Raw genomic sequence first — 19,592 nt, 5'->3', positions numbered from 1 at the left:
GGAGGGCTGTCCGCTCGACGCTCGACGCCCGGAGTCGTGCGGACGCGGCTCGCCTGGTTCCGAGCGGCGTTTTTTCTGCGCAGGTCAGCCGGAAAAGTTGTGCTGCGACCCGGCATCGCATCGGGTGGACACCTGTCCGGCACGCGGCATGAGGCCCTCCACCGTGCCGGAATCGCCGCAGGTCGACGGGGCCGCTGACTCAGGGCACCCTTATTAGCTTTCGGGAACGAATTCCGCCACACTGATGTTGTGAAAACCGTGGGTTTGCGGAGGAACGACGAAGGAGCCGGTCGCAAGGCCGACGCCGGGTCGGTTGCTGCGCCCGCGACGGTCGGCGGCGAAGGGCATACCCGAGCGGCCATCGTCCAGCTGCTGCTGGAGGAAGGACCGATCACCGCCACCGCCATCGGGAACCGGCTCGGCCTGGCCCCGGCGGGCGTGCGCAGGCACTTGGACGCGCTGATCGATTCGGGTCAGGCGCGGGCCGGTCGATCGGCGCCCTGGCAGCAGAAAGGCCGGGGCCGCCCGGCCAAGCAGTACCAGCTCACCGCGGCCGGACGCGGCAAACTCGGCCACGCCTACGACGATCTGGCCGGAGCCGCCATCCGGCAGCTCGGAGAGATCGGCGGCGAACAGGCCATCACCGAGTTCGCCCGCAAACGAGCACGCACTATCGTGGCCGGGATCGAACCGGTCGGTGAGCACACCACGGAACAGACCACGGCCAAGGCCGAGGAGATCGCCGAGGCGTTCACCGACGCCGGGTTCGCGGCCACCACCCGCAAGGTGGGCACCGGCGTGCAGATCTGCCAGCACCACTGCCCCGTGGCGCACGTCGCCGAGGAGTTCCCGCAGCTGTGCGCGGCGGAGCTCGAGGCGTTCCGTGAGCTGCTCGGCACCCATGTGCAGCGGCTGGCCACGATCGCCAACGGCGATTGCGCGTGCACTACGCACGTGCCGCTGCTCGTCCTGCCCGCAGGCCGGACCGAAACTTCAGCACCAACCGCTGCACAGCCCGCAGCGGTACGAACGAACGACTCCGGAAGGAGTGCCGAATGACGACGACCACCGACCAGGTGCAACCGCTCACCCAGGAAGAGGCGATCGCCTCCCTGGGCAAATACGGTTACGGCTGGGCCGATTCGGATGTGGCCGGCGCCAGCGCGCAACGAGGTCTGTCCGAGGCGGTTGTCCGCGACATCTCGGCGAAGAAGAACGAGCCGGAATGGATGCTCGAACAGCGGCTGAAGGCGCTACGCATCTTCGATCGCAAGCCCATGCCGATCTGGGGCTCCAACCTCGACGGCATCGACTTCGACAACATCAAGTACTTCGTGCGCTCGACCGAGAAGCAGGCCGCGTCCTGGGACGAGCTGCCCGAGGACATCAAGAACACCTACGACAAGCTGGGCATCCCCGAAGCGGAGAAGCAGCGGCTGGTCGCCGGTGTCGCCGCGCAGTACGAGTCCGAGGTCGTGTACCACCAGATCCGCGAGGACCTGGAGGCCCAGGGCGTGATCTTCCTTGACACCGACACCGGTCTGAAAGAGCACCCGGAGATCTTCCAGCAGTACTTCGGCTCGGTGATCCCCGCGGGCGACAACAAGTTCTCCGCGCTGAACACGTCCGTGTGGTCGGGCGGCTCGTTCATCTACGTGCCGCCGGGCGTGCACGTCGACATCCCGCTGCAGGCCTACTTCCGGATCAACACCGAGAACATGGGCCAGTTCGAGCGCACCCTGATCATCGTCGACGAGGGCGCCTACGTGCACTACGTCGAGGGCTGCACCGCGCCGATCTACAAGTCGGACTCGCTGCACTCCGCAGTGGTGGAGATCATCGTGAAGAAGGGCGGCCGCTGCCGCTACACCACCATCCAGAACTGGTCGAACAACGTCTACAACCTGGTCACCAAGCGGGCCAAGGCCGAGGCGGGCGCGACCATGGAGTGGATCGACGGCAACATCGGTTCCAAGGTCACCATGAAGTACCCGGCGGTCTGGATGACCGGCGAGTACGCCAAGGGCGAAGTGCTGTCGGTGGCGTTCGCCGGCGAGGGCCAGCACCAGGACACCGGTGCGAAGATGCTGCACCTCGCGCCGCACACCTCCTCGACCATCGTGTCGAAGTCGGTGGCGCGCGGCGGCGGCCGGGCCTCCTACCGCGGGCTGGTGCAAGTGAACAAGGGCGCCCATGGCTCGAAGTCGACGGTGAAGTGCGACGCGCTGCTGGTCGACACGATCAGCCGCTCCGACACCTACCCCTACGTCGACATCCGCGAGGACGACGTGACCATGGGTCACGAGGCGACCGTCTCGAAGGTCTCCGAGGACCAGCTGTTCTACCTGATGAGCCGCGGCCTCACCGAGGACGAGGCGATGGCCATGGTGGTGCGCGGCTTCGTCGAGCCGATCGCCAAGGAACTGCCCATGGAATACGCGCTCGAGCTGAACCGCCTGATCGAACTGCAGATGGAAGGAGCCGTCGGCTGATGGCCGTGGAGAACGTAGCCGAAGCCGCCGAGGCTCGTACCCCTGCGATCAACAAGGGCGAGGTCTTCACGTCGTTCGACGTGAACGCCTTCGAAGTGCCTTCCGCGAAGGACGAGGCGTGGCGGTTCACCCCGCTGCGCCGTCTGCGTGGACTGCAGGACGGCACCGCGGTCGGGGACGGCCGCACGAGCGTCGAGGTCGCGGCGGCCGAGGGCGTCACGGTGGAGACGGTCGAACGCTCCGACGCCCGCCTCGGCGAGGCCGGCGTGCCGTCCGATCGCGTTGCCGCGCAGGCGTACTCGGGCTTCGAGCAGGCCACCGTCGTGACGGTCGGCAAGGAGGTCGAGGTCGCCGAACCGGTGACGGTCACGATCACCGGGCCCGGCGAGGGCAAGACCGCCTACGGGCACCTGCAGATCCGGCTGGAGCACTTCGCCAAGGCCACCGTGGTCATCGACCAGCGCGGCAGCGGAACCTACGCGGAGAACGTGGAATTCGTGCTCGGCGATTCCGCCAAGCTGACCGTGGTGGCCGTGCAGGACTGGGCCGACGACGCGGTGCACGCCACCGCCCACCACGCGAAGCTCGGCCGCGACGCCACGCTGCGGCACACCTCGGTCACCCTGGGCGGTGATCTGGTGCGCCTCACCGGCAACGTCCGCTACGACGGCCCCGGCGGCGACGCCGAACTGCTCGGCCTCTACTTCGCCGACGCGGGCCAGCACTTCGAGCAGCGTCTGCTCGTCGACCACGCCGTGCCGAACTGCAAGTCGAATGTGCTGTACAAGGGCGCGCTGCAAGGCGACCCGCACTCGCCCAAGGGCGACGCCCGCACCGTGTGGGTCGGCGACGTGCTCATCCGCGCCGCCGCCGAGGGCACCGACACCTTCGAGGTGAACCGCAACCTGGTGCTCACCGACGGCGCGCGGGCGGACTCGGTGCCGAACCTGGAGATCGAGACCGGCGAGATCGTCGGCGCCGGACACGCGTCCGCGACCGGCAGGTTCGACGACGAGCAGCTGTTCTACCTGCGCGCCCGCGGCATCCCGGAGGACGCCGCCCGCCGCCTGGTGGTGCGCGGTTTCTTCCACGAGATCATCCAGAAGATCGCGGTGCCCGAGGTCCGGGAGCGGCTGGAGGCGGCCATCGAGGCCGAACTCGCCGCCATCGGCGCCTGATCAACGACCCCATACCTGGCAAAGGAATTCGAATTCGATGACCACCCTGGAAATCAAGGACCTGCATGTCGAGGTCGCGAACCCCGACGAGTCCGGCGAGCCCATCAAGATCCTCAAGGGCGTGCACCTCACGGTGAAGTCCGGTGAGACGCACGCCATCATGGGCCCGAACGGCTCCGGCAAGTCGACGCTGTCCTACGCGATCGCCGGTCACCCGAAGTACACGGTGACCTCCGGCTCGATCACGCTCGACGGCGAGGACGTGCTGGCGATGTCGGTGGACGAGCGCGCCCGTGCGGGCCTGTTCCTCGCCATGCAGTACCCGGTCGAGGTTCCCGGCGTCTCGATGTCGAACTTCCTGCGCACCGCCGCCACCGCCGTGCGCGGCGAGGCCCCCAAGCTGCGGCACTGGGTCAAGGAGGTGAAGGAGTCGATGAGCGAACTGGAGATCGACGCCGCCTTCGCCGAGCGCAGCGTGAACGAGGGCTTCTCCGGCGGCGAGAAGAAGCGCCACGAGATCCTCCAGCTCGGCCTGCTCAAGCCGAAGATCGCGATCCTGGACGAGACCGACTCGGGTCTGGACGTCGACGCGCTGCGCATCGTCTCCGAGGGCGTCAACCGCTACAAAGAGCGCGAGAACGGCGGCATCCTGCTGATCACGCACTACACCCGCATCCTGCGCTACATCCAGCCGGAGTTCGTGCACGTCTTCGTCGGCGGCCGCATCGTCGCCGAGGGCGGCGCCGAGCTCGCCGAGGAACTCGACGCCAACGGCTACGTTCGTTTCACTCAGACCGCCACCGCTGGAGCTTGATATGACCGCTACGGTCCGCACCCTCGACGTCGCCCGTATCCGGGCCGACTTCCCGATCCTGAACCGCACGGTCCGGGACGGGAAACCGTTGGTGTACCTGGACTCCGGCGCGACCGCGCAGCGGCCGATCGAGGTGCTCGAAGCCGAACGCGACTTCCTGATCACCAGCAACTCGGCGGTGCACCGCGGTGCGCACCAGCTGGCCGAGGAGGCGACCGACGCCTACGAGGGCGCGCGGGCCGACATCGCGCGGTTCGTCGGGGTGGACGCGGGCGAGATCGTGTTCACCAAGAACGCCACCGAGTCGCTGAATTTGGTGACCTATGCCTTCGCCGACGACCGGTTCCCGCACCACGTGGGCCCTGGCGACGAGATCGTGATCACCGAGCTGGAACACCACGCGAATCTGGTGCCCTGGCAGGAGCTGGCCCGCCGCACCGGTGCCACGCTGAAGTGGTACGGCGTGACCGACGAAGGCCGGATCGACCTGGATTCGCTGGAACTGTCGCCCGCCACCAAGGTGGTCGCGTTCACCCACCAGTCCAACGTCACCGGCGCGGTCGCTCCGGTCGAGGAGCTGGTCCGCCGGGCGAAGGCGGTGGGCGCGCTGGTCGTGCTCGACGCCTGCCAGTCGGTGCCGCACATGCCGGTCGACTTCCGCGTGCTCGGTGTGGATTTCGCCGCGTTCTCCGGGCACAAGATGCTCGGCCCCTCCGGTGTCGGCGTGCTCTTCGCTCGCCGCTCGCTGCTGGAGGAGATGCCGCCGTTCATCACCGGCGGGTCCATGATCGAGACGGTCTTCATGGACCACAGCACCTACGCGCCGCCGCCGCAGCGCTTCGAGGCGGGCGTGCCGATGACCTCCCAGGTGGTCGGATTGGGCGCGGCCGTGCGGTATCTGGAAGAGATCGGCATGGACGCCGTCGCCGCGCACGAGCACACGCTGGTCGGCGCGGCGCTGGACGGGCTGGCCGGGATCGACGGCGTGCGGATCATCGGGCCTGCCGAGAACATCGATCGTGGCGGCGCGGTGTCGTTCGTGGTGGACGGCATCCACGCCCACGACGTGGGGCAGATCCTGGACGACGAGGGCGTGGCCATCCGGGTGGGCCATCACTGCGCGTGGCCGCTGCACCGGCGTTTCGGCGTCGCCGCGACCGCACGCGCCTCGTTCGCGGTCTACAACACGCTCGCCGAGGTGGACGCGCTGGTCGCCGCGGTGCGGAAGGCCCAGAGCTTCTTCGGGGTTGCATAGATCATGCGCATGGAGCAGATGTACCAGGAAGTGATCCTGGATCACTACAAGCACCCGCACCATCGGGGGCTGCGCGAGCCGTTCGGGGCCGAGGTGCACCACGTGAACCCGACCTGCGGCGACGAGGTGACCCTGCGCGTGCAGCTCGACGACAACGGCGACGTCACCGACGTCTCCTACGACGGCCAGGGTTGCTCGATCAGCCAGGCGGCCACCTCGATCCTCGCCGATCAGGTGATCGGGCTTCCGGTGCAGCAGGCGCTGAAGGTGGTCGACTCCTACAGTGAGATGATCTCCAGCCGCGGCACCATCGAGGGCGACGAGGACGTGATCGGCGACGGCGTCGCCTTGGCAGGCGTCTCGAAATACCCAGCGCGGGTGAAGTGCGCGTTGCTCGGGTGGATGGCGTTCAAGGACGCCGTCCTCAGGATCGGCCCCGAGCAGCCCGCGCCGGCCGCGGAAGAGAACTGAACCGTCCGATGGAAAACGGGGAAGCGTCATGAGTGACACACCGGCCACCGAGCAGACCGAACAGGCCGCGCCGGCCGCCGATTTGCCCGAGCTGTCCGCCGAGGACATCAAGCTGCTCGAGGACATCGAAGAGGCGATGCGTGACGTCGTCGACCCGGAACTCGGCATCAACGTCGTCGACCTCGGCTTGGTCTACGGATTGCGCGTCGAGGAGGACAGCACCGCGGTCCTGGATATGACGCTGACTTCGGCGGCCTGCCCGCTGACCGACGTCATCGAGGACCAGTCCCGCAACGCGCTGGTGCGCAGCGGCCTGGTGGAGGACTTGAAGATCAACTGGGTCTGGATGCCGCCGTGGGGTCCGGACAAGATCACCGAGGACGGCCGCGAACAGTTGCGCGCCCTCGGCTTCACGGTGTAATTCGCCGCAACTGACGCAGCCGCCGGTAGCGCCTGAACAAGGCGCCCGGCGGCTGAGTCGTATCCGCCGCATGCGCCTTCCCGGCGGAGCGCTCGGGGACGATCATCGACGCGTTCCGACCTGAGCGCGCACGGCCGAATCGACCGGCGCTCCGCTCTCGGCGAAGACGGACGCTCGAAAAAGGGGTTCGTCGCGCGGGTCGATCCGGCGCACCCGCCGATGGTGGGAAGTGCCCATTTCGACAAAAGCCCACGGGCCGAATGAAGATTTGAGCTTCGAGTCGTTCGGAACGGGGAGGATCCTCACATGTCGGTGCCGCACAAGGCTGCCCTCGGGCTCGCGGCGGTCTCCGCCGCCACCTGCGCCGTGGTCGGCGCTCCCGCGGGTGCGGCGCATGCGGCGACCTACTATGGCGCGCTGGCGCTTTCGCCCAGCACCGGCGCGGTCACATCGGCGGTGGACTATGCGAGCGCGGCCGCCGCCGATGCCGCGGCACGCGCCCAATGCGGTGTCACCGATTGCCAGACGGTCGTGCAGTTCTGGAACGCCTGCGGGTCTGTCGTGCGCGGCGCCGACGGCAAGCACGGATGGGCGTGGGGACCCACCCGCGCCGAAGCCGAACGCCGGGCCATCGATGTCCTCGGTCCCAGTGCCCCGCCGTTCCCGAGTCTCGGCAGCGCGATTCCCCGGCCCGCGAGCGTGCGCTTGACGGCGTGCACCTCGACCGCCGGGTAGCTCAGCGGCGCAGGACTTTCCGCGCCAGCCAGTTGCCGAAGAACTGGATGCCCTGTACGCCCGCGATGATGATCAGCGTCGCGACGAGCGTGACCTGCCAGTCGAAGCGCTGATAGCCGTAGACGAGGGCGAAATCGCCGAGACCGCCGCCGCCGACGGTGCCCGCCATCGCGGACATGTCCACGATGGCGATCACCACGAAGGTGTAGCCCAGGATGAGCGGCCCGAGCGCCTCGGGGATCAGCAGCGTCAGGATGATGCGCAGCGGTCCCGCGCCCACCGCGCGCGCCGCCTCGATCACGCCGGGATCGACCGTCACCAGGTTCTGTTCCACGATGCGCGCGATGCCGAACGACGCCGCGACGATCATGACGAAGGCCGCCGCCTCGGTGCCGATCGTGGTACCCACCACCTCCAGCGTCACCGGGCCGAGCGCGGCGAGCAGGATGATGAACGGGATCGGGCGCACCACGTTGACGAGCACGTTGAGCAGCAGGTTGATCGGCGCGTTCGCCAGCAAACCGCCCTTGCGGGTGGTGTAGAGCGCGGTGCCGAGCAGCAACCCGATGAAGCCGCCGACCACGAAAGTGAGCGCCACCAGATAGAGCGTGGTGCCGATCGCTTCGTTCAGCACCGGCCGGAGTTTGTCCCAATCGGTATGCATGGCAACTCCTTTCAGGCCGACCGGCGCTCGAGTTCGGCGACCACCTTGTCGACGGCGTCGTCGGGGCCGTGCAGCGCCAGGGTGAGACTGCCGAAGGTCTTCTCCTGCAGGCTGCTCACCCCGCCGTAGACCACCTCGAACCTGACCTCGGCGTGCGCCGCGGCGGCCAGCGCCGCGCCGATGCCGCGCTCGTCGTCCACGTCGACGGTGACCAAACGGCCCCCATGGCGACCGGCGAGGCGGCGCAGTTCCTTCTCGGAGGGGCGGTTGTGCAGGACGGTCTCGACGAAGGAGCGGGTGGGGGCCGCCTGCGGCGTGGCGAACACCTCGAAGGTGTCGGCGAGTTCCACGATGCGTCCTTCGGCGAGCACCGCGACCCGGTCGGCCACCGCGCGGATGACGTCCATCTCGTGGGTGATGACCACGATGGTGACGCCCAGTTCGCGATTGATCTTGCGCAGCAGCCGCAGCACCTCACCGGTCGTCTCCGGGTCCAGTGCCGAGGTGGACTCGTCGGCCAGCAGCAAGGACGGCGACGTGGCCAGCGCTCTGGCGATGCCCACCCGCTGCTTCTGGCCGCCCGACAGCTGATCAGGGTAACTGCGCGCCTTGTCGGACAAGCCGACGAACTCCAGCAGTTCGGCTACCCGCGCCTTGCGTTCGGCGCGCTTCCAGCCCGCCACCTTCAGCGGATATTCGACGTTTCCCGCGGCCGTGCGGGAGCGGAAGAGATTGAATTGCTGGAACACCATTCCGATGTCGCGCCGCAGCCGCCGCACTTGGCGCTCCGGCACGCCGGTGATGGGTGTGCCGGAGATCTCGACCGTGCCGCTCGTCGGCTTCTCCAGCGCGTTGATCAGCCGCACCAGCGTGCTCTTGCCCGCGCCGGAATACCCGATCACGCCGAAGATCTCGCCTTGCTCGATGCGCAGGTCGATGTTGTCGAGCGCTACATTGCGCTGCGCGCCCTTGCCGAAAACCTTGGTGACCGAACGGAACTCGACGGCGGGAACGGCCGTGTCGCTCACTTGCCGTCGCGGATGGTCTGCTGCACCCGCTGCAGGATCTGCTCGAGTTCCTGGCCGCTGCGCCGCACCTCGACGGCGGTGCCCTTGGTCACCTCGTCGTGCGCCTTCTGCACCTCCGGGTCGTGCCACAGCTCGGCGAGCTGCAGATAGACCGGATTGTTCTTGTCCTCGGCGCGGGTGACCAGCGCGTTGATGTACGGCTCCGCGGCGGGATTCTTCGGGTCGTCCTTGTACAGCGCCGAATGCGGATCGATGCCGGAACGTTCCAGGAAGGTGTTGTTGATGATCGATCCGTCGACCGAGGCCAGCGACAGCGCGGTCTGCGCGGCGTCGACGGGGGTGACGCGCACTTTGGACGCGCCCTTGTCGATGTCGGCAGGGGTCGGCGCCTTGGTGTCGGACGACAGTTTCACCAGCCCGGCGGCTTGCAGCACGAACAGCGCCCGTGCCTGATTGGTGGGGTCGTTCGGGATCGCGATCTCCGCGCCCTGCGGAATGTCGGCCGGCGACTTGTGCTTCTTCGAGTAGAGGCCCAGCGGCACGATGTAGGTGGAACCGATCGGCGTCAGGGTGTCGTTGTTCGCGACGTTGTAGGCGCCCAGGAATTGCAGATGCTGGAAGAGATTGATGTCGATCTGTTTCTGCGACAGCGCGAGATTCGGTTGCTTGTAGTCGGAGAAGTTGGTGATCCGCAGCGTGATGCCCTTGTCTTTGGCGCGCTGCTCGAAGACGTCCCAGGAGTGATCCTTGTCGGTGGTGCCGATGCGCACTACCTTGTCCGAGGAAGCGTCGTCACCGCCGCAGCCGGTCAGGGTCAAGGCCGCGGTCGCTACCAGGACCGGGATCGCCAGTACCCGATGGAATTTCACTCGTGCTCCCGATTGCTCGTCGCGATATGACCCGGTAATCCAAGCGACGGGGCGCAGCGGGCGACAACGGTTTCGATTGTGGTGAGCGAAACCCTCCGCATGAACTGAACGAGCGTCTAATTTGCTGATAATGCGCTCGCGTCTCCGGCTGTTGCTGATCCCGCTCGTGTCCGTATTGGCCGTCGCCGCGGTCGGCTGCGGTGGTGAAGACCGATCCGACGCGGTCCACATCGGGGTCAACGATCTGTCGCTGCCGCACTGGGAGGTCTACCGCAAGAAGGCGGCGGAGCAGGGCATCACGGTGGAGTTCACCAATTTCACCGACTACAACCAGCCGAATCCGGCCCTGGCGCAGGGGCGCATCGATCTGAACAAGTTCCAGCACGTGCGGTACCTGGCCAATTACAACGTCCGCAACAACGACACGCTGGTGCCGATCGGCGCGACCGAGATCTTCCCGCTGACGCTGTACTCGCGCAAGCACAAGTCGGTGGCCGACATTCCGAAGGGCGGCGAGATCACCCTGAGCAATAACCCGGCCAACCAGGTGCGGCCCCTGCTCGGCCTCGCCGCGGCCGGGCTCATCGTGCTGAAGGGCGGCGCGAGCTGGGACTCCAAAATCGAGGACGTCGACCCGGTCGCCTCCCGGGTGAAGCTCACGCCCATCGATCCGACCCTGACCGCCCAGTCGCTCGGCAGCGTGGACGCCGCGTTCGTCGACGACACCTTCGCCCGCCCCGCCGGACTGACATCCAACGAGGTGATCTACACCGACGACCCCGAACGTCCGGAACTGAAGCAGTACATCAACGTCTTCGCCGCCCGCGCCGCCGACAAGGACAACCCGACGCTGCTGAAACTCGCGCAGCTCTATCACGACCCAGAGGTCGAGGCCGCGGTCCGTGCGGAAACCGGGTACCAGGGCATCTTCAAAACCAACAGCGCGGCCGATCTCCAGGCGACGCTCGCCGAACTGGAAGCTCGGTTCCGGAGGTAGGGAACCTGCCCCGCGCCCGCTCGGCCTGCCGAACCACGAATCGGTCCTGCCGATGGGCCGGTCGGCGGAGCCACGGGCGACCGGTAGCGCGGTTTCGGATGTGCCTGAGCGGGAATCGCGTCGGGGAGCTGACACCGAGGAGGTCTCCGTGCCGGATGGGAACACTGCGAGCCCGCAGCGGGTCGTGATCGTCGGGAGCGGGTTCGCGGGGTTCACCTGCGCCCAGAAGCTCTGCCGCATCGTGGCCAAGGCGAACCACGACATCGAAATCGTGCTCGTCACGCCCAACGACTACATGCTCTATACGCCGCTGCTGCCGGACGTGGCCGGTGGCCTGATCGACCCTCGGTTCGTCGCCATCTCACTGGCGGATTCGCTGCCGCGGGTCCGGTTGGTGGTGGCGAACGCCAGGTCGGTCGATCTGCGGAACAAGACGCTCACGGTGGAAGACGAGCATCATCCGCCGCGGCAGCTGTCGTGGGATCGGCTGGTGCTCACGCCCGGGTCGGTCACCCGCCTGTTCGACATACCGGGTCTGGCCGAGCACGCGCGCGGGCTCAAGACCGTCGCCGAAGCGCTGTACCTGCGCGAGCAGCTGCTGCGCCAGCTCGAACTCGCCGACGACGAGGAGGACCCCGAGGTGCGGCGGGCGCGCCGCACGGTGGTGGTCGTGGGGGCGTCCTACGCGGGCACCGAGCTCGTGGCGCAGTTGCGCGCCCTCGCCGACGCCTACGCCGCGCGCCGTGGGTTCGACCCCGCCGAAGTGCGTTTCCTTCTGCTCGACACGGCGCCGAGGGTGATGCCCGAGGTCGGCGAGCGGCTCAGTGACAAGGTGCTGAAGGTGCTGCGCAAACGCGGCATCGAGATCCGGCTGGAGACCTCGCTGACGAAACTCGACGAGAACTCGGTCGTGCTCACCGACGGCACGGTGGTGCCCACCCGCACGGTGGCCTGGGTGACGGGTGTGACCGGCGCACCGGTGCTCGGCACGCTCGGCCTGCCGCTGGAGAAGGGCCGCTTGGTCGTCGACGCGACACTGAACGTGCCCGGCCACCCGGACGTCTTCGCGGGCGGCGACGCGGCGGCGGTGCCCGACCTCACCAAGCCGGGCCGGATCACTCCGCCCACCGCGCAGCACGCCACGCGACAGGGCAAGACGCTGGCCAGGAACGTCGCGGCGAGCCTGGGCATCGGCACGGCCGCCGACTACAAGCACCGCGACCTGGGTCTGGTCGTCGACCTCGGGCCGCGCTTCGCGGTCGCCAACCCGATGGGCATCCGCCTGTCCGGCCTGCCCGCCAAGGCGGTGACCCGCGCTTACCACACGTTCGCCGTGCCGCGAGCGGTCAACCGCTGGGCGATCACGGTCTCCTACCTGACCATCGCGGTCACACCCCGCCCCCTCGCCCTGCTGGGGCTGGTCAGTCACGAGGAAGCCAGCTTCGGCGCCAGCGAGGGGATTTCCGCGAAATCAGGGTGAGCTTCGTGACAGCGCGGAGGTGACCGGCCGCTTCCGTGCCGAACCCGTGCGGTGGGGCGGCGGCAGCGGAGATGATTCGGTGGTGGACGAGATGACGTATCGGCGATCGCGCGTCGGGCTGCACGCGGTCGCGGAGTTGCTGATCGCCGGGCCGCAGTACCGAGAATTCGGCACCATTCGGTTGGCAGTCGTGCACCGGGGTTTCGCCGGTGTGCGTTGGCCGGTTTCGGTGGTCGGGGAGGAACTGGTGTGGCCGGAAGGGCGGGTGCGGCTGAAGGGGACGTATCGGGAGGTCGCCGAGGCCGCGGGTTTCGAACCCGGGCCGCCGGAAGGGGTGTATGCGGACACCACCGGCGTGGATACCGATTCGGCGATCGAAGTGGATCCCTCGGCGGCGGGGCTGATCGAGGACTGGTTCGCGCTGGGGGACAAGGCGTTGCGGTGCCTGGCGTCCGGCGTGACACCGGTGCTGTGGCCGGAGCATTTCGATCTGTCGAGCACGGTCGACGAGGTGAACTACGGGGTTTCGCCGGGAGACGACGCTCATCCCGGGCCCTACGCCTACATCGGGCCGTGGACCCCGCGGACCGGCGACTTCTGGAACGCGCCGTTCGGCGCGCTCCGGCCCCGCACCGCGGTGAACACGGTCGCGGCCCTGCTGGAGTTCTTCGAAGAGGGCAGGCAGCGCGCGGCACAAGACTGATTCGGCGGTGGTGGCGGCCCCGCCGTAGGAAGATCAGGCGCCCTTGCGAGCCGGAGCCTTTTTGGCCGCCTTCTTCGCAGGCGTCTTCTTCGCCGCGCTCTTGGACGCGCCGCTCTTGGACGCCGTGCTCTTGGCTGCCGTGCTCTTGGCGCCGCCGCTCTTGCCTTCGGCGCTCTTGGCCGCGGCCTTCTTCGCGGTCTTCTTCGGCTCGGCCCCGTCGCCGCCCGCCGTCCTGCGCCCGCTGGCCTCCAGGCTGCGCTGCAACGCGGCGACCAGATCGACCACCTCGGCGTCCATCCCGCTCGGCGCGAGCTCCGGCTGTTCGGGCACCTTGCCGGTTCCGCTGGCGATCGCCTCGTCGAGCAGGCGTTTGAGCTCGATCTGGTACTCGTCGGTGAACTGCTCCGGATCGAAGTCGTCGGACATGGCCTCGACGAGCGTCTCGGCCATCTTGATCTCCTGCGGCCTGGGCTCGGCGACACCGTCGAGGGATTCGAACTCCACGGAGCGGACCTCGTCGGGCCACAGCAGCGTCTGGACCACCAGAATGCCCTCCCGTACACGCAGCGCGGCAAGCCGGGTCTTCTGCCGCAACGTGAAGTACACCAGGGCGGTGCGTTCGATCTGCTCCAGCGTCCTGGCCAGCAGGACGTAGGCCTTCGGCGTGCTGGAGTCCGGTTCCAGGTAGTAGCTCTTCTCGAACAGGATCGGATCGATCTGGTCCGACGGCACGAACTGCAGCACCGGTATCTCGTGCTTCTCCGCTACCGGCAATTTCGCGAAGTCCTCGTCGCTGAGCACCACCTTGTCGCCGTCCGGCGACTCGTAGGCCTTGTCGATCTCGGTGTACTGGACGGATTGGCCGCACACGCTGCAGACGCGGTCGTATTTGATCCGGCCTCCATCCTTGGCGTGCACCTGATGGAACCGGATGTCGTGGTCCTCGGTGGCGGTGTACACCTTCACCGGAACGTTCACCAGCCCGAATGCGATCGAGCCCTTCCAGATCGATCTCATACCCCCATCATGGCCGAAGCCCACCGACCGCGCGAGGGAACCGGAACTCCGAGTGTCGCGGTCGCGACACGCCGACGCAGCCGTCCCGGGAGCGCGGCGAACAGTGCGCTCATCGCCGCGACCGTGCCGGCGAGGTCGGTGCGGCCGGACAGATACGCGCGTTGCGCGTCCGGGGGAAGCGCGAAGAACGTGTCGAAGAACAGCGGGAGATCATCGGGCGGCAACGCCAGCAGCGCGCGCAGCCCGGCGCCGCGCAACCGGTGGACGACGCGCGCCGCGGCCGGCCATACGTCCCGGCCCGCGGCCACCGCGTCGGCAGCGGACAGCGCGGCGCCGACGCTGTACCCGGTCGCCGGATGCAGGAACCCGCCCGCGGCCCCGAACCTCCTCGACCCGGGACGGCCTCCTTGCACCGGAAAACGGACGTGCTCCACGGGTTCGTCACCGGTGAGCGGGACGTCTCTGGCGCGGAGGCGCTCCCACAAGCGTGTGCGCAGTTGCGCACCGGTCAAGGCCGGGCGGCCGGCCAGGCAAGTTTCCTCGAGCAGCACCCGCTCGTCGTCCAGCGGAACGGCGTAGAGGAACGAACGCGGCGCCTCGGGGGCGGCGCCGTTGTCCGGACGCCAGTCCATGAACAGCGGTTCGAGCCCGGCGCAGCGCCGGGCGTCCACGATGACGCCGTAGGCCGTCTGCTCGGCCCGGGCGGGCGAGCGGGCGAGTCCGCGCGCGTCGACCACCCGGCCGCCGGTGATCGTCGCGCCGGAGGCCAAGGTCACGCGCTCGGGGCCGACATCGATCGCGCGCTCGGAGACCACGCTCGCGTCGGCCAGGTGCAGCGACCTTTGCAGCCGGGCGGTATCGAGCACCACGTACGGGCGGTCCAATCGGTGAGCGCGCGTTCCCCAGGCCATCGGCCGGGGTACCGTCGCCGCGACGACCCGAGGCGACAGCCAATCAGGCAGTTCGTCGGCCCACACCGCGTAGGTGGCCGTCCACCGGCGCTCCGGCGCGGGATCGACCACGGTGACCGTGAGTCCGCGCTCCACTGCCCGGTGCGCGAGGGCGCGTCCGGCCGGGCCGAGCCCGCAGACGACCACGTCCGGCTTCATGCCGGGCTCGTCCGGATCCGCTGGAGCGTGTTGCGATGCATGGGTTCGAGCCTCTCATCTGCTCGCTGGAGCGTCGCGCAGCCACGGCGTCGAACACGTTCCGGCGCGGAGGTCCGGACTCGCGAAGTGAACGTTTCGCGAAAGCTGTCGCGGATTCCGGATCGCCCGCCCCGCGTGCGGAAATGCGTCCGGCCTGGCTCGGTTGCCTTCCCATGCCGGAGCGTGCAGGCAGGTGGCCGGACCGGGCGCACTGACGGAATGTGTTCGGGCTCACCGCAGTTTGTCCCGCGTTGCTAGGATGCCGGGGCGCTGGCGTACGCATCCGGCTCCGGTGCCGAGTGTCAGGTGTCGGCGCACCGGCGTGCCGCGGATGGCACGCCGGGCAGGTTGCCGACCGGCGACCGCTGGAGTCCGAGCGCGAAAGCGGCACGACCGGAACGAGTTAGGGGTAGACGGAGTGTTCGAGCTGACCAGGCGGCGCAGCCGGTGGATCCTGGCCGTGTTCGTGGTGCTCGCACTGGCGATGGGCACGCTGAGCGCGACGCTGTTCGACAAAGTGCAGGGCGGCGGGTACATCGACCCCGACAGCGAATCGAGCCGGGCGACCGCGGTGCTGCGCGACACCTTCGGCGAGGCCACCCCGAATTTCGTGCTGCTGGTGCAGACTCGCCGGTCGGTGGACGACGACGCCGCGGCCACCGCTGCGACGAATCTGGTCACCGAGCTGAAGTCGGAGTCCGGCGTCGCGGGCGTCACGTCGTACTGGACCGACAAATCGCCCACGCTGCGCAGCACCGACGGAACCAAGGGCTTGATCGTGGCCAGCATCCTCGGTGAGGAGGCCGACGTCGACAAGCGGGTGGGCGATCTCGCCGACCGATTCGGCGGCACCCACGGCCCGCTCGAGGTGCGCGTCGGCGGCTACGCCATGCTGCTGCACGAGACGGTGCAGCAGAGCGAGAAAGACGTCGTGCTGGGCGAATCCATCGCATTCCCGGTCACGCTGATCGCCCTGCTGCTGGTGTTCGGCGGCTTGGTCGCGGCCAGCCTGCCGCTGGTGATCGCGATGATCACGGTGATGATCACCATGGGCGCGCTGTGGCTGATCGCGAGCGTCACCGATCTGGCGGCCACCGCGACCAACGTCGCCACCCTGCTCGGCCTCGGCTTGGCGATCGACTACAGCCTGCTGATCATCAGCCGCTACCGCGACGAACTGGTCGCCGGTCAGCAGCCCGCCGCCGCGGTGGCCGCCACCATGCGCTCGGCGGGCCGGACCGTCGCGTTCTCGGCCGTCACCGTCGCCGTCGCGCTGTCGGGCCTGCTGTTCTTCCCGCTGCTGGCCGTGCGGTCGATGGGCTACGCGGGCCTGGCCGTGGCGGTGATCGCCGCGACGGTGTCGCTGACCGTGCTGCCCGCGATCCTGTTCCTGCTCGGCACCAAGATCGACAACGGTCAGTTGTGGTGGTTCCTGCGCGCGGCCCGTCCCGCACCCGGCGAGGGCGCCTGGCACCGCTTGGCGCGGTTCGTGATGATGCGGCCGGTGCCCATCGGCCTCGGGGTCACCGCCCTGCTGCTCGTGCTGGGCGCGCCGTTCCTCGGAGTGAATCTCGGCTTCCCCGACGAACGGTCGCTGCCGGAGTCGATGAACAACCGCCAGGTCACCGAGACCATCCAGCGCGACTTCGCCGCCACCGAGCAGAACGGGCTGTTCGTAGTGCTGCCCGAAAGCGCTTACAGCGCCGCAGGCTTGGACGCCTACGCTCGTGAGCTGTCGGAGATCGAGGACGTCCGCCGGGTCGACACCGTCACCGGCAGTTACAGCCACGGCGGTCTGCTCGTCGCGCCAACCGCGGCCGCCGACCGCTTCCGCGCCGAGAACGCCGCCTATCTGACGGTGGTCCCGGACACCACCGATCCCACGGTGCTGGATCGGATCGCCGCCGACGTGCGCGCGACGCCCGCCGCCTCGCCGGTGCTGGTCGGCGGCGTGGCGGCGGCCAACACGGACGCGATCGGCTCGGTCGTCTCGGCGCTGCCGTACGCGCTGGCCTTCGTCGTGCTGATCATGGTGGTGGTCCTGTTCCTGCTCACCGGAAGCGCCGTGCTGCCGCTGCTGGCCGTCGTGCTCAGCTTCCTGAGCCTCACCGCGACCTTCGGCGCGCTGGTCTGGATCTTCCAGGACGGGCACCTGTCCGGGTTGCTCGGCTTCACCGTCACCGGCGACCTCCCGCCGACCGTCCCGGTGATGCTGTTCGGCGTCGCGTTCGGTCTCGCCATGGACTACCAGGTGTTCCTGTTGGCCCGCATCCGCGAGGAGTACCTGCGCACCAGGTCCAACGCGCTGGCCGTCACGTCCGGGCTGGAGCGGATCGGCCGGATCGTCACGGCCGCCGCCGTCCTGATCTCACTGGTCTTCCTCGGCTTCCTCGCCTCGGACATCACCTTCATGAAGGCATTCGGCATCGGGCTTCCACTCGCCGTGCTGGTGGACGCGACGCTGGTGCGCGGCTTCCTGTTGCCCGCGGCGATGGAGTTGCTCGGCCACTGGAACTGGTACGCGCCCGGCCCGCTGCGCCGACTGCACGAGCGGTTCGGAATGGAGGAGGCTCCTGCCGCTCCGGCGACCGCGGGGCGCGAGGACTGGCTCCAGCCCGTTCGGCTCTGATTTCGGGGCGATCGGGGCAGGCTCGATCGGGTAGGGTCGCTCGGGCGGCTCGGGGAGGCCCACGCGGGGTGGGACGGCTGCCGGGAGATGTGGGAGGGCGACCGCGATGACCTATCCGTCCGGGGAACCGGAGGACGCGCGGTACGCGCCGGACTGGGGAAGCATGTCCCCGCCGAGCGCGTACCCGATGCCGGTGTGGGAAGCGCCGCCCCTGCCGCCGCCGCCCGAGTCCCGAACGGGCGTGATCGTCGCGCTGGTGATCGGCGTCGTCGCCGTGCTGGTCGCGGTCGGCATCGGAGTGGCGCCGGCGCCGCGCGAGGAAGGGCACCCGCAAGCCGCGGTCGCCTCCGCCGAAGCGACCACCCGCGCGGGCGGCGGTACCAGCACGCGGCCGGCGAGCCCGTCGTCGCGCGGTGCGCGCCCTTCGGCGGGCCGGTTGAGTTACACGGAGTTCGCGAAGGACTGGGACTTCCGGTTCGATCGCGTCGAACTGCACGCCGAGTGGGTCGACGGCCGCGACCACGCCGACTGCCACCCCATCGAGGCGGCGGGCAAACTCACCGGTCTGGGCTGCGTCTACGCGGCGGAGCTGGTGTACCGCGCCGAGGGCGGCGCGCTGATGCTCACGCAGTTCGTGCTCGGCATGGCCGACGAGGGCCGGGCCGCCGCGGCGAAGGGCCGGTTCACCGACGCCGACCTCGCGCTGCGTCCGGGCAGTTACCTGAAGGGCTACGCCACCGGCAAGTGGAAGGACGGCAGCGAGAAGGAATTCGTGGTGGTGACGCTGGCGACGGCCACCGGCGCGGTCGACGCCACGGCCGTCGAGAAGTACCTGCGCTACCGGCACGCCGACACCATCGGCGCATTGGCGTTCCGCTAGCGCGGGCGGCTCCCGTTCGCGATCAGATTCCGCCCGTGGAGAGCAGCCCGCCGTCCACCCGGACCGTCTCGCCGGTGATCCACGCCGCCTCGTCGGAGACCAGGAATCCGATCAAGCGCGCCACGTCCTCCGGACTGCCCAGCCGCTTCATCGGGTACACGCTCGCGGCGCGCTCCTCGTCGGTCGAGTACAGCGCGTCGGCGAACTTCGTCTTGATCACGCCCGGCGCGACCGCGTTCACCCGGATTTTCGGCCCCAGCTGCCAGGCGAGCTCACCGGTGAGATGGATCAGCGCGGACTTGGACGCGCCGTAGGCGGCGATCACGCCGGTCGAGCGGATGCCCGCGACGCTGGCCACGTTGACCACGGCGCCGCCGTGGTCGCGCATCCACGCCTTGTACGCCTCCTGGATGTAGCCCAGGGCCGCGACCACGTTCACGTCGAAGATCTTGCGCACGGCATCGAGGTCGGCGTCCATCAGGGAGCCGAAGACCGGGTTGATGCCGGTGTTGTTGATCAGGACGTCCAGCGAACCGAACTCCGTGACCGCGCGCTCGACCGCGGCGGATCGATCCTCGGCGACGCCCGAGTTGCCCGCCAGAGCGACGACCTGACCCTGGTGCCCCAGTTCGCGCAGCTCCGCGGCGGCTTCCTCCAGTGGATCCTTCTTCCGCGCGGTGATCAGCACGTTCGCGCCGCGGGCGAGCAACTCCGCCGCGACCGCCTTGCCGATGCCACGGCTGGCCCCCGTGACCAGAGCGCTCTTGCCCAATAGATCGGTATTCATGGCATCGCACGGTAGCGCAGGCCA

19 protein-coding genes are annotated in these 19,592 nt (G+C 68.7%); 13 read left to right on the top strand and 6 right to left on the bottom strand.

Annotated elements, in window-relative coordinates:
* Positions 1–249: 249 nt before the first annotated feature.
* The 8 genes from ACL03I_RS10085 to ACL03I_RS10050 all read left to right on the top strand — a co-directional run bounded on the left by ACL03I_RS10085 (position 250) and on the right by ACL03I_RS10050 (position 7,366).
* Positions 250–1,059, top strand: coding sequence for a helix-turn-helix transcriptional regulator (locus ACL03I_RS10085; RefSeq protein WP_397281495.1), 810 nt, complete (start codon positions 250–252; stop codon positions 1,057–1,059).
* A complete protein-coding gene (gene sufB / locus ACL03I_RS10080; RefSeq protein ID WP_355070830.1) occupies positions 1,056–2,492 on the top strand; it encodes a Fe-S cluster assembly protein SufB in 1,437 nt (478 codons plus the stop codon). Before ACL03I_RS10085 ends, sufB begins: the two co-directional genes overlap by 4 nt.
* Positions 2,492–3,670, top strand: a complete 1,179-nt coding sequence (sufD, locus tag ACL03I_RS10075; protein WP_412805725.1) for a Fe-S cluster assembly protein SufD — start codon at positions 2,492–2,494, stop codon at positions 3,668–3,670. The genes sufB and sufD overlap by 1 nt, the downstream gene beginning before the upstream one ends.
* 37 nt (positions 3,671–3,707) lie before the next feature.
* A complete protein-coding gene (gene sufC / locus ACL03I_RS10070; RefSeq protein ID WP_412805724.1) occupies positions 3,708–4,484 on the top strand; it encodes a Fe-S cluster assembly ATPase SufC in 777 nt (258 codons plus the stop codon).
* A 1-nt stretch (position 4,485) separates the two neighbouring features.
* Complete coding sequence (locus tag ACL03I_RS10065; RefSeq protein WP_412805723.1) at positions 4,486–5,739, top strand: cysteine desulfurase; 1,254 nt, start codon at positions 4,486–4,488, stop codon at positions 5,737–5,739.
* 3 nt (positions 5,740–5,742) lie between these two features.
* The gene (gene sufU, locus ACL03I_RS10060; protein ID WP_356961839.1) at positions 5,743–6,210 is read left to right on the top strand and encodes a Fe-S cluster assembly sulfur transfer protein SufU; all 468 of its coding nucleotides are present in this window, start codon (positions 5,743–5,745) and stop codon (positions 6,208–6,210) included.
* Between the two features lie 82 nt (positions 6,211–6,292).
* Positions 6,293–6,631, top strand: coding sequence for a metal-sulfur cluster assembly factor (locus ACL03I_RS10055; RefSeq protein ID WP_355071057.1), 339 nt, complete (start codon positions 6,293–6,295; stop codon positions 6,629–6,631).
* Between the two features lie 306 nt (positions 6,632–6,937).
* Entirely contained in the window at positions 6,938–7,366 is a 429-nt protein-coding gene (locus tag ACL03I_RS10050) for a DUF4189 domain-containing protein (RefSeq protein ID WP_355070838.1), read from the top strand.
* A gap of 1 nt (position 7,367) precedes the next feature.
* Here the strand turns inward: ACL03I_RS10050 and ACL03I_RS10045 are convergent, their stop codons facing one another.
* From ACL03I_RS10045 to ACL03I_RS10035, 3 genes are read right to left on the bottom strand one after another with little or no spacing between them, the layout of a single operon-like run.
* Positions 7,368–8,030: a methionine ABC transporter permease gene (locus ACL03I_RS10045; protein WP_195042705.1), complete on the bottom strand. Its 663-nt coding sequence runs from the start codon at positions 8,028–8,030 to the stop codon at positions 7,368–7,370.
* Positions 8,031–8,041: 11 nt separating this feature from the next.
* On the bottom strand, positions 8,042–9,058 hold the full coding sequence (locus ACL03I_RS10040) for a methionine ABC transporter ATP-binding protein (protein ID WP_364431212.1): 1,017 nt from the start codon (positions 9,056–9,058) through the stop codon (positions 8,042–8,044).
* Positions 9,055–9,927, bottom strand: coding sequence for a MetQ/NlpA family ABC transporter substrate-binding protein (locus tag ACL03I_RS10035; protein WP_397281490.1), 873 nt, complete (start codon positions 9,925–9,927; stop codon positions 9,055–9,057). The genes ACL03I_RS10040 and ACL03I_RS10035 overlap by 4 nt, the downstream gene beginning before the upstream one ends.
* Positions 9,928–10,057: 130 nt before the next feature.
* On the opposite strand from ACL03I_RS10035, the gene ACL03I_RS10030 reads away from it, so the two are divergent.
* The 3 genes from ACL03I_RS10030 to ACL03I_RS10020 all read left to right on the top strand — a co-directional run bounded on the left by ACL03I_RS10030 (position 10,058) and on the right by ACL03I_RS10020 (position 13,107).
* Positions 10,058–10,924, top strand: coding sequence for a MetQ/NlpA family ABC transporter substrate-binding protein (locus ACL03I_RS10030; protein WP_412805722.1), 867 nt, complete (start codon positions 10,058–10,060; stop codon positions 10,922–10,924).
* A 148-nt stretch (positions 10,925–11,072) separates the two neighbouring features.
* The gene (locus ACL03I_RS10025; protein WP_412805721.1) at positions 11,073–12,404 is read left to right on the top strand and encodes an NAD(P)/FAD-dependent oxidoreductase; all 1,332 of its coding nucleotides are present in this window, start codon (positions 11,073–11,075) and stop codon (positions 12,402–12,404) included.
* A 19-nt stretch (positions 12,405–12,423) separates the two neighbouring features.
* Positions 12,424–13,107: a hypothetical protein gene (locus ACL03I_RS10020; RefSeq protein ID WP_355070846.1), complete on the top strand. Its 684-nt coding sequence runs from the start codon at positions 12,424–12,426 to the stop codon at positions 13,105–13,107.
* Positions 13,108–13,140: 33 nt separating this feature from the next.
* On the opposite strand, the gene ku is transcribed toward ACL03I_RS10020, so the two are convergent.
* Both ku and ACL03I_RS10010 read right to left on the bottom strand, forming a co-directional pair.
* Entirely contained in the window at positions 13,141–14,124 is a 984-nt protein-coding gene (gene ku / locus ACL03I_RS10015) for a non-homologous end joining protein Ku (RefSeq protein ID WP_412805720.1), read from the bottom strand.
* On the bottom strand, positions 14,121–15,233 hold the full coding sequence (locus ACL03I_RS10010; protein WP_412805719.1) for a lycopene cyclase family protein: 1,113 nt from the start codon (positions 15,231–15,233) through the stop codon (positions 14,121–14,123). The genes ku and ACL03I_RS10010 overlap by 4 nt, the downstream gene beginning before the upstream one ends.
* 457 nt (positions 15,234–15,690) lie before the next feature.
* On the opposite strand from ACL03I_RS10010, the gene ACL03I_RS10005 reads away from it, so the two are divergent.
* Both ACL03I_RS10005 and ACL03I_RS10000 read left to right on the top strand, forming a co-directional pair.
* Entirely contained in the window at positions 15,691–17,901 is a 2,211-nt protein-coding gene (locus ACL03I_RS10005) for an MMPL family transporter (protein WP_412805718.1), read from the top strand.
* Positions 17,902–18,007: 106 nt separating this feature from the next.
* The gene (locus tag ACL03I_RS10000) at positions 18,008–18,781 is read left to right on the top strand and encodes a hypothetical protein (protein WP_412805717.1); all 774 of its coding nucleotides are present in this window, start codon (positions 18,008–18,010) and stop codon (positions 18,779–18,781) included.
* 22 nt (positions 18,782–18,803) lie between these two features.
* Here ACL03I_RS10000 and ACL03I_RS09995 read toward each other — a convergent pair whose 3' ends face one another.
* On the bottom strand, positions 18,804–19,568 hold the full coding sequence (locus tag ACL03I_RS09995; RefSeq protein ID WP_412805716.1) for an SDR family oxidoreductase: 765 nt from the start codon (positions 19,566–19,568) through the stop codon (positions 18,804–18,806).
* Positions 19,569–19,592 lie beyond the last annotated feature (24 nt).

It is taken from the genome of Nocardia sichangensis (assembly GCF_047200615.1).
In the GTDB taxonomy this organism is placed as follows: Bacteria; Actinomycetota; Actinomycetes; order Mycobacteriales; family Mycobacteriaceae; genus Nocardia; species Nocardia sichangensis.
Note: the sequence above shows the minus strand (reverse complement) of the source record. Positions and strands in the feature narration are given on the sequence as shown.

Excerpts from the sequence above, each read along its gene's own strand:
- ACL03I_RS10050 (WP_355070838.1), top strand. The coding sequence starts at position 6,938 with ATGTCGGTGCCGCACAAGGCTGCCCTCGGGCTCGCGGCGGTCTCCGCC.
- ACL03I_RS10000 (WP_412805717.1), top strand. The coding sequence starts at position 18,008 with ATGACCTATCCGTCCGGGGAACCGGAGGACGCGCGGTACGCGCCGGAC.
- sufB (WP_355070830.1), top strand. The coding sequence starts at position 1,056 with ATGACGACGACCACCGACCAGGTGCAACCGCTCACCCAGGAAGAGGCG.
- ku (WP_412805720.1), bottom strand. The coding sequence starts at position 14,124 with ATGAGATCGATCTGGAAGGGCTCGATCGCATTCGGGCTGGTGAACGTT.
- ACL03I_RS10045 (WP_195042705.1), bottom strand. The coding sequence starts at position 8,030 with ATGCATACCGATTGGGACAAACTCCGGCCGGTGCTGAACGAAGCGATC.
- ACL03I_RS10065 (WP_412805723.1), top strand. The coding sequence starts at position 4,486 with ATGACCGCTACGGTCCGCACCCTCGACGTCGCCCGTATCCGGGCCGAC.
- sufD (WP_412805725.1), top strand. The coding sequence starts at position 2,492 with ATGGCCGTGGAGAACGTAGCCGAAGCCGCCGAGGCTCGTACCCCTGCG.
- ACL03I_RS10010 (WP_412805719.1), bottom strand. The coding sequence starts at position 15,233 with ATGAAGCCGGACGTGGTCGTCTGCGGGCTCGGCCCGGCCGGACGCGCC.
- ACL03I_RS10030 (WP_412805722.1), top strand. The coding sequence starts at position 10,058 with ATGCGCTCGCGTCTCCGGCTGTTGCTGATCCCGCTCGTGTCCGTATTG.
- ACL03I_RS09995 (WP_412805716.1), bottom strand. The coding sequence starts at position 19,568 with ATGAATACCGATCTATTGGGCAAGAGCGCTCTGGTCACGGGGGCCAGC.
- sufU (WP_356961839.1), top strand. The coding sequence starts at position 5,743 with ATGCGCATGGAGCAGATGTACCAGGAAGTGATCCTGGATCACTACAAG.
- sufC (WP_412805724.1), top strand. The coding sequence starts at position 3,708 with ATGACCACCCTGGAAATCAAGGACCTGCATGTCGAGGTCGCGAACCCC.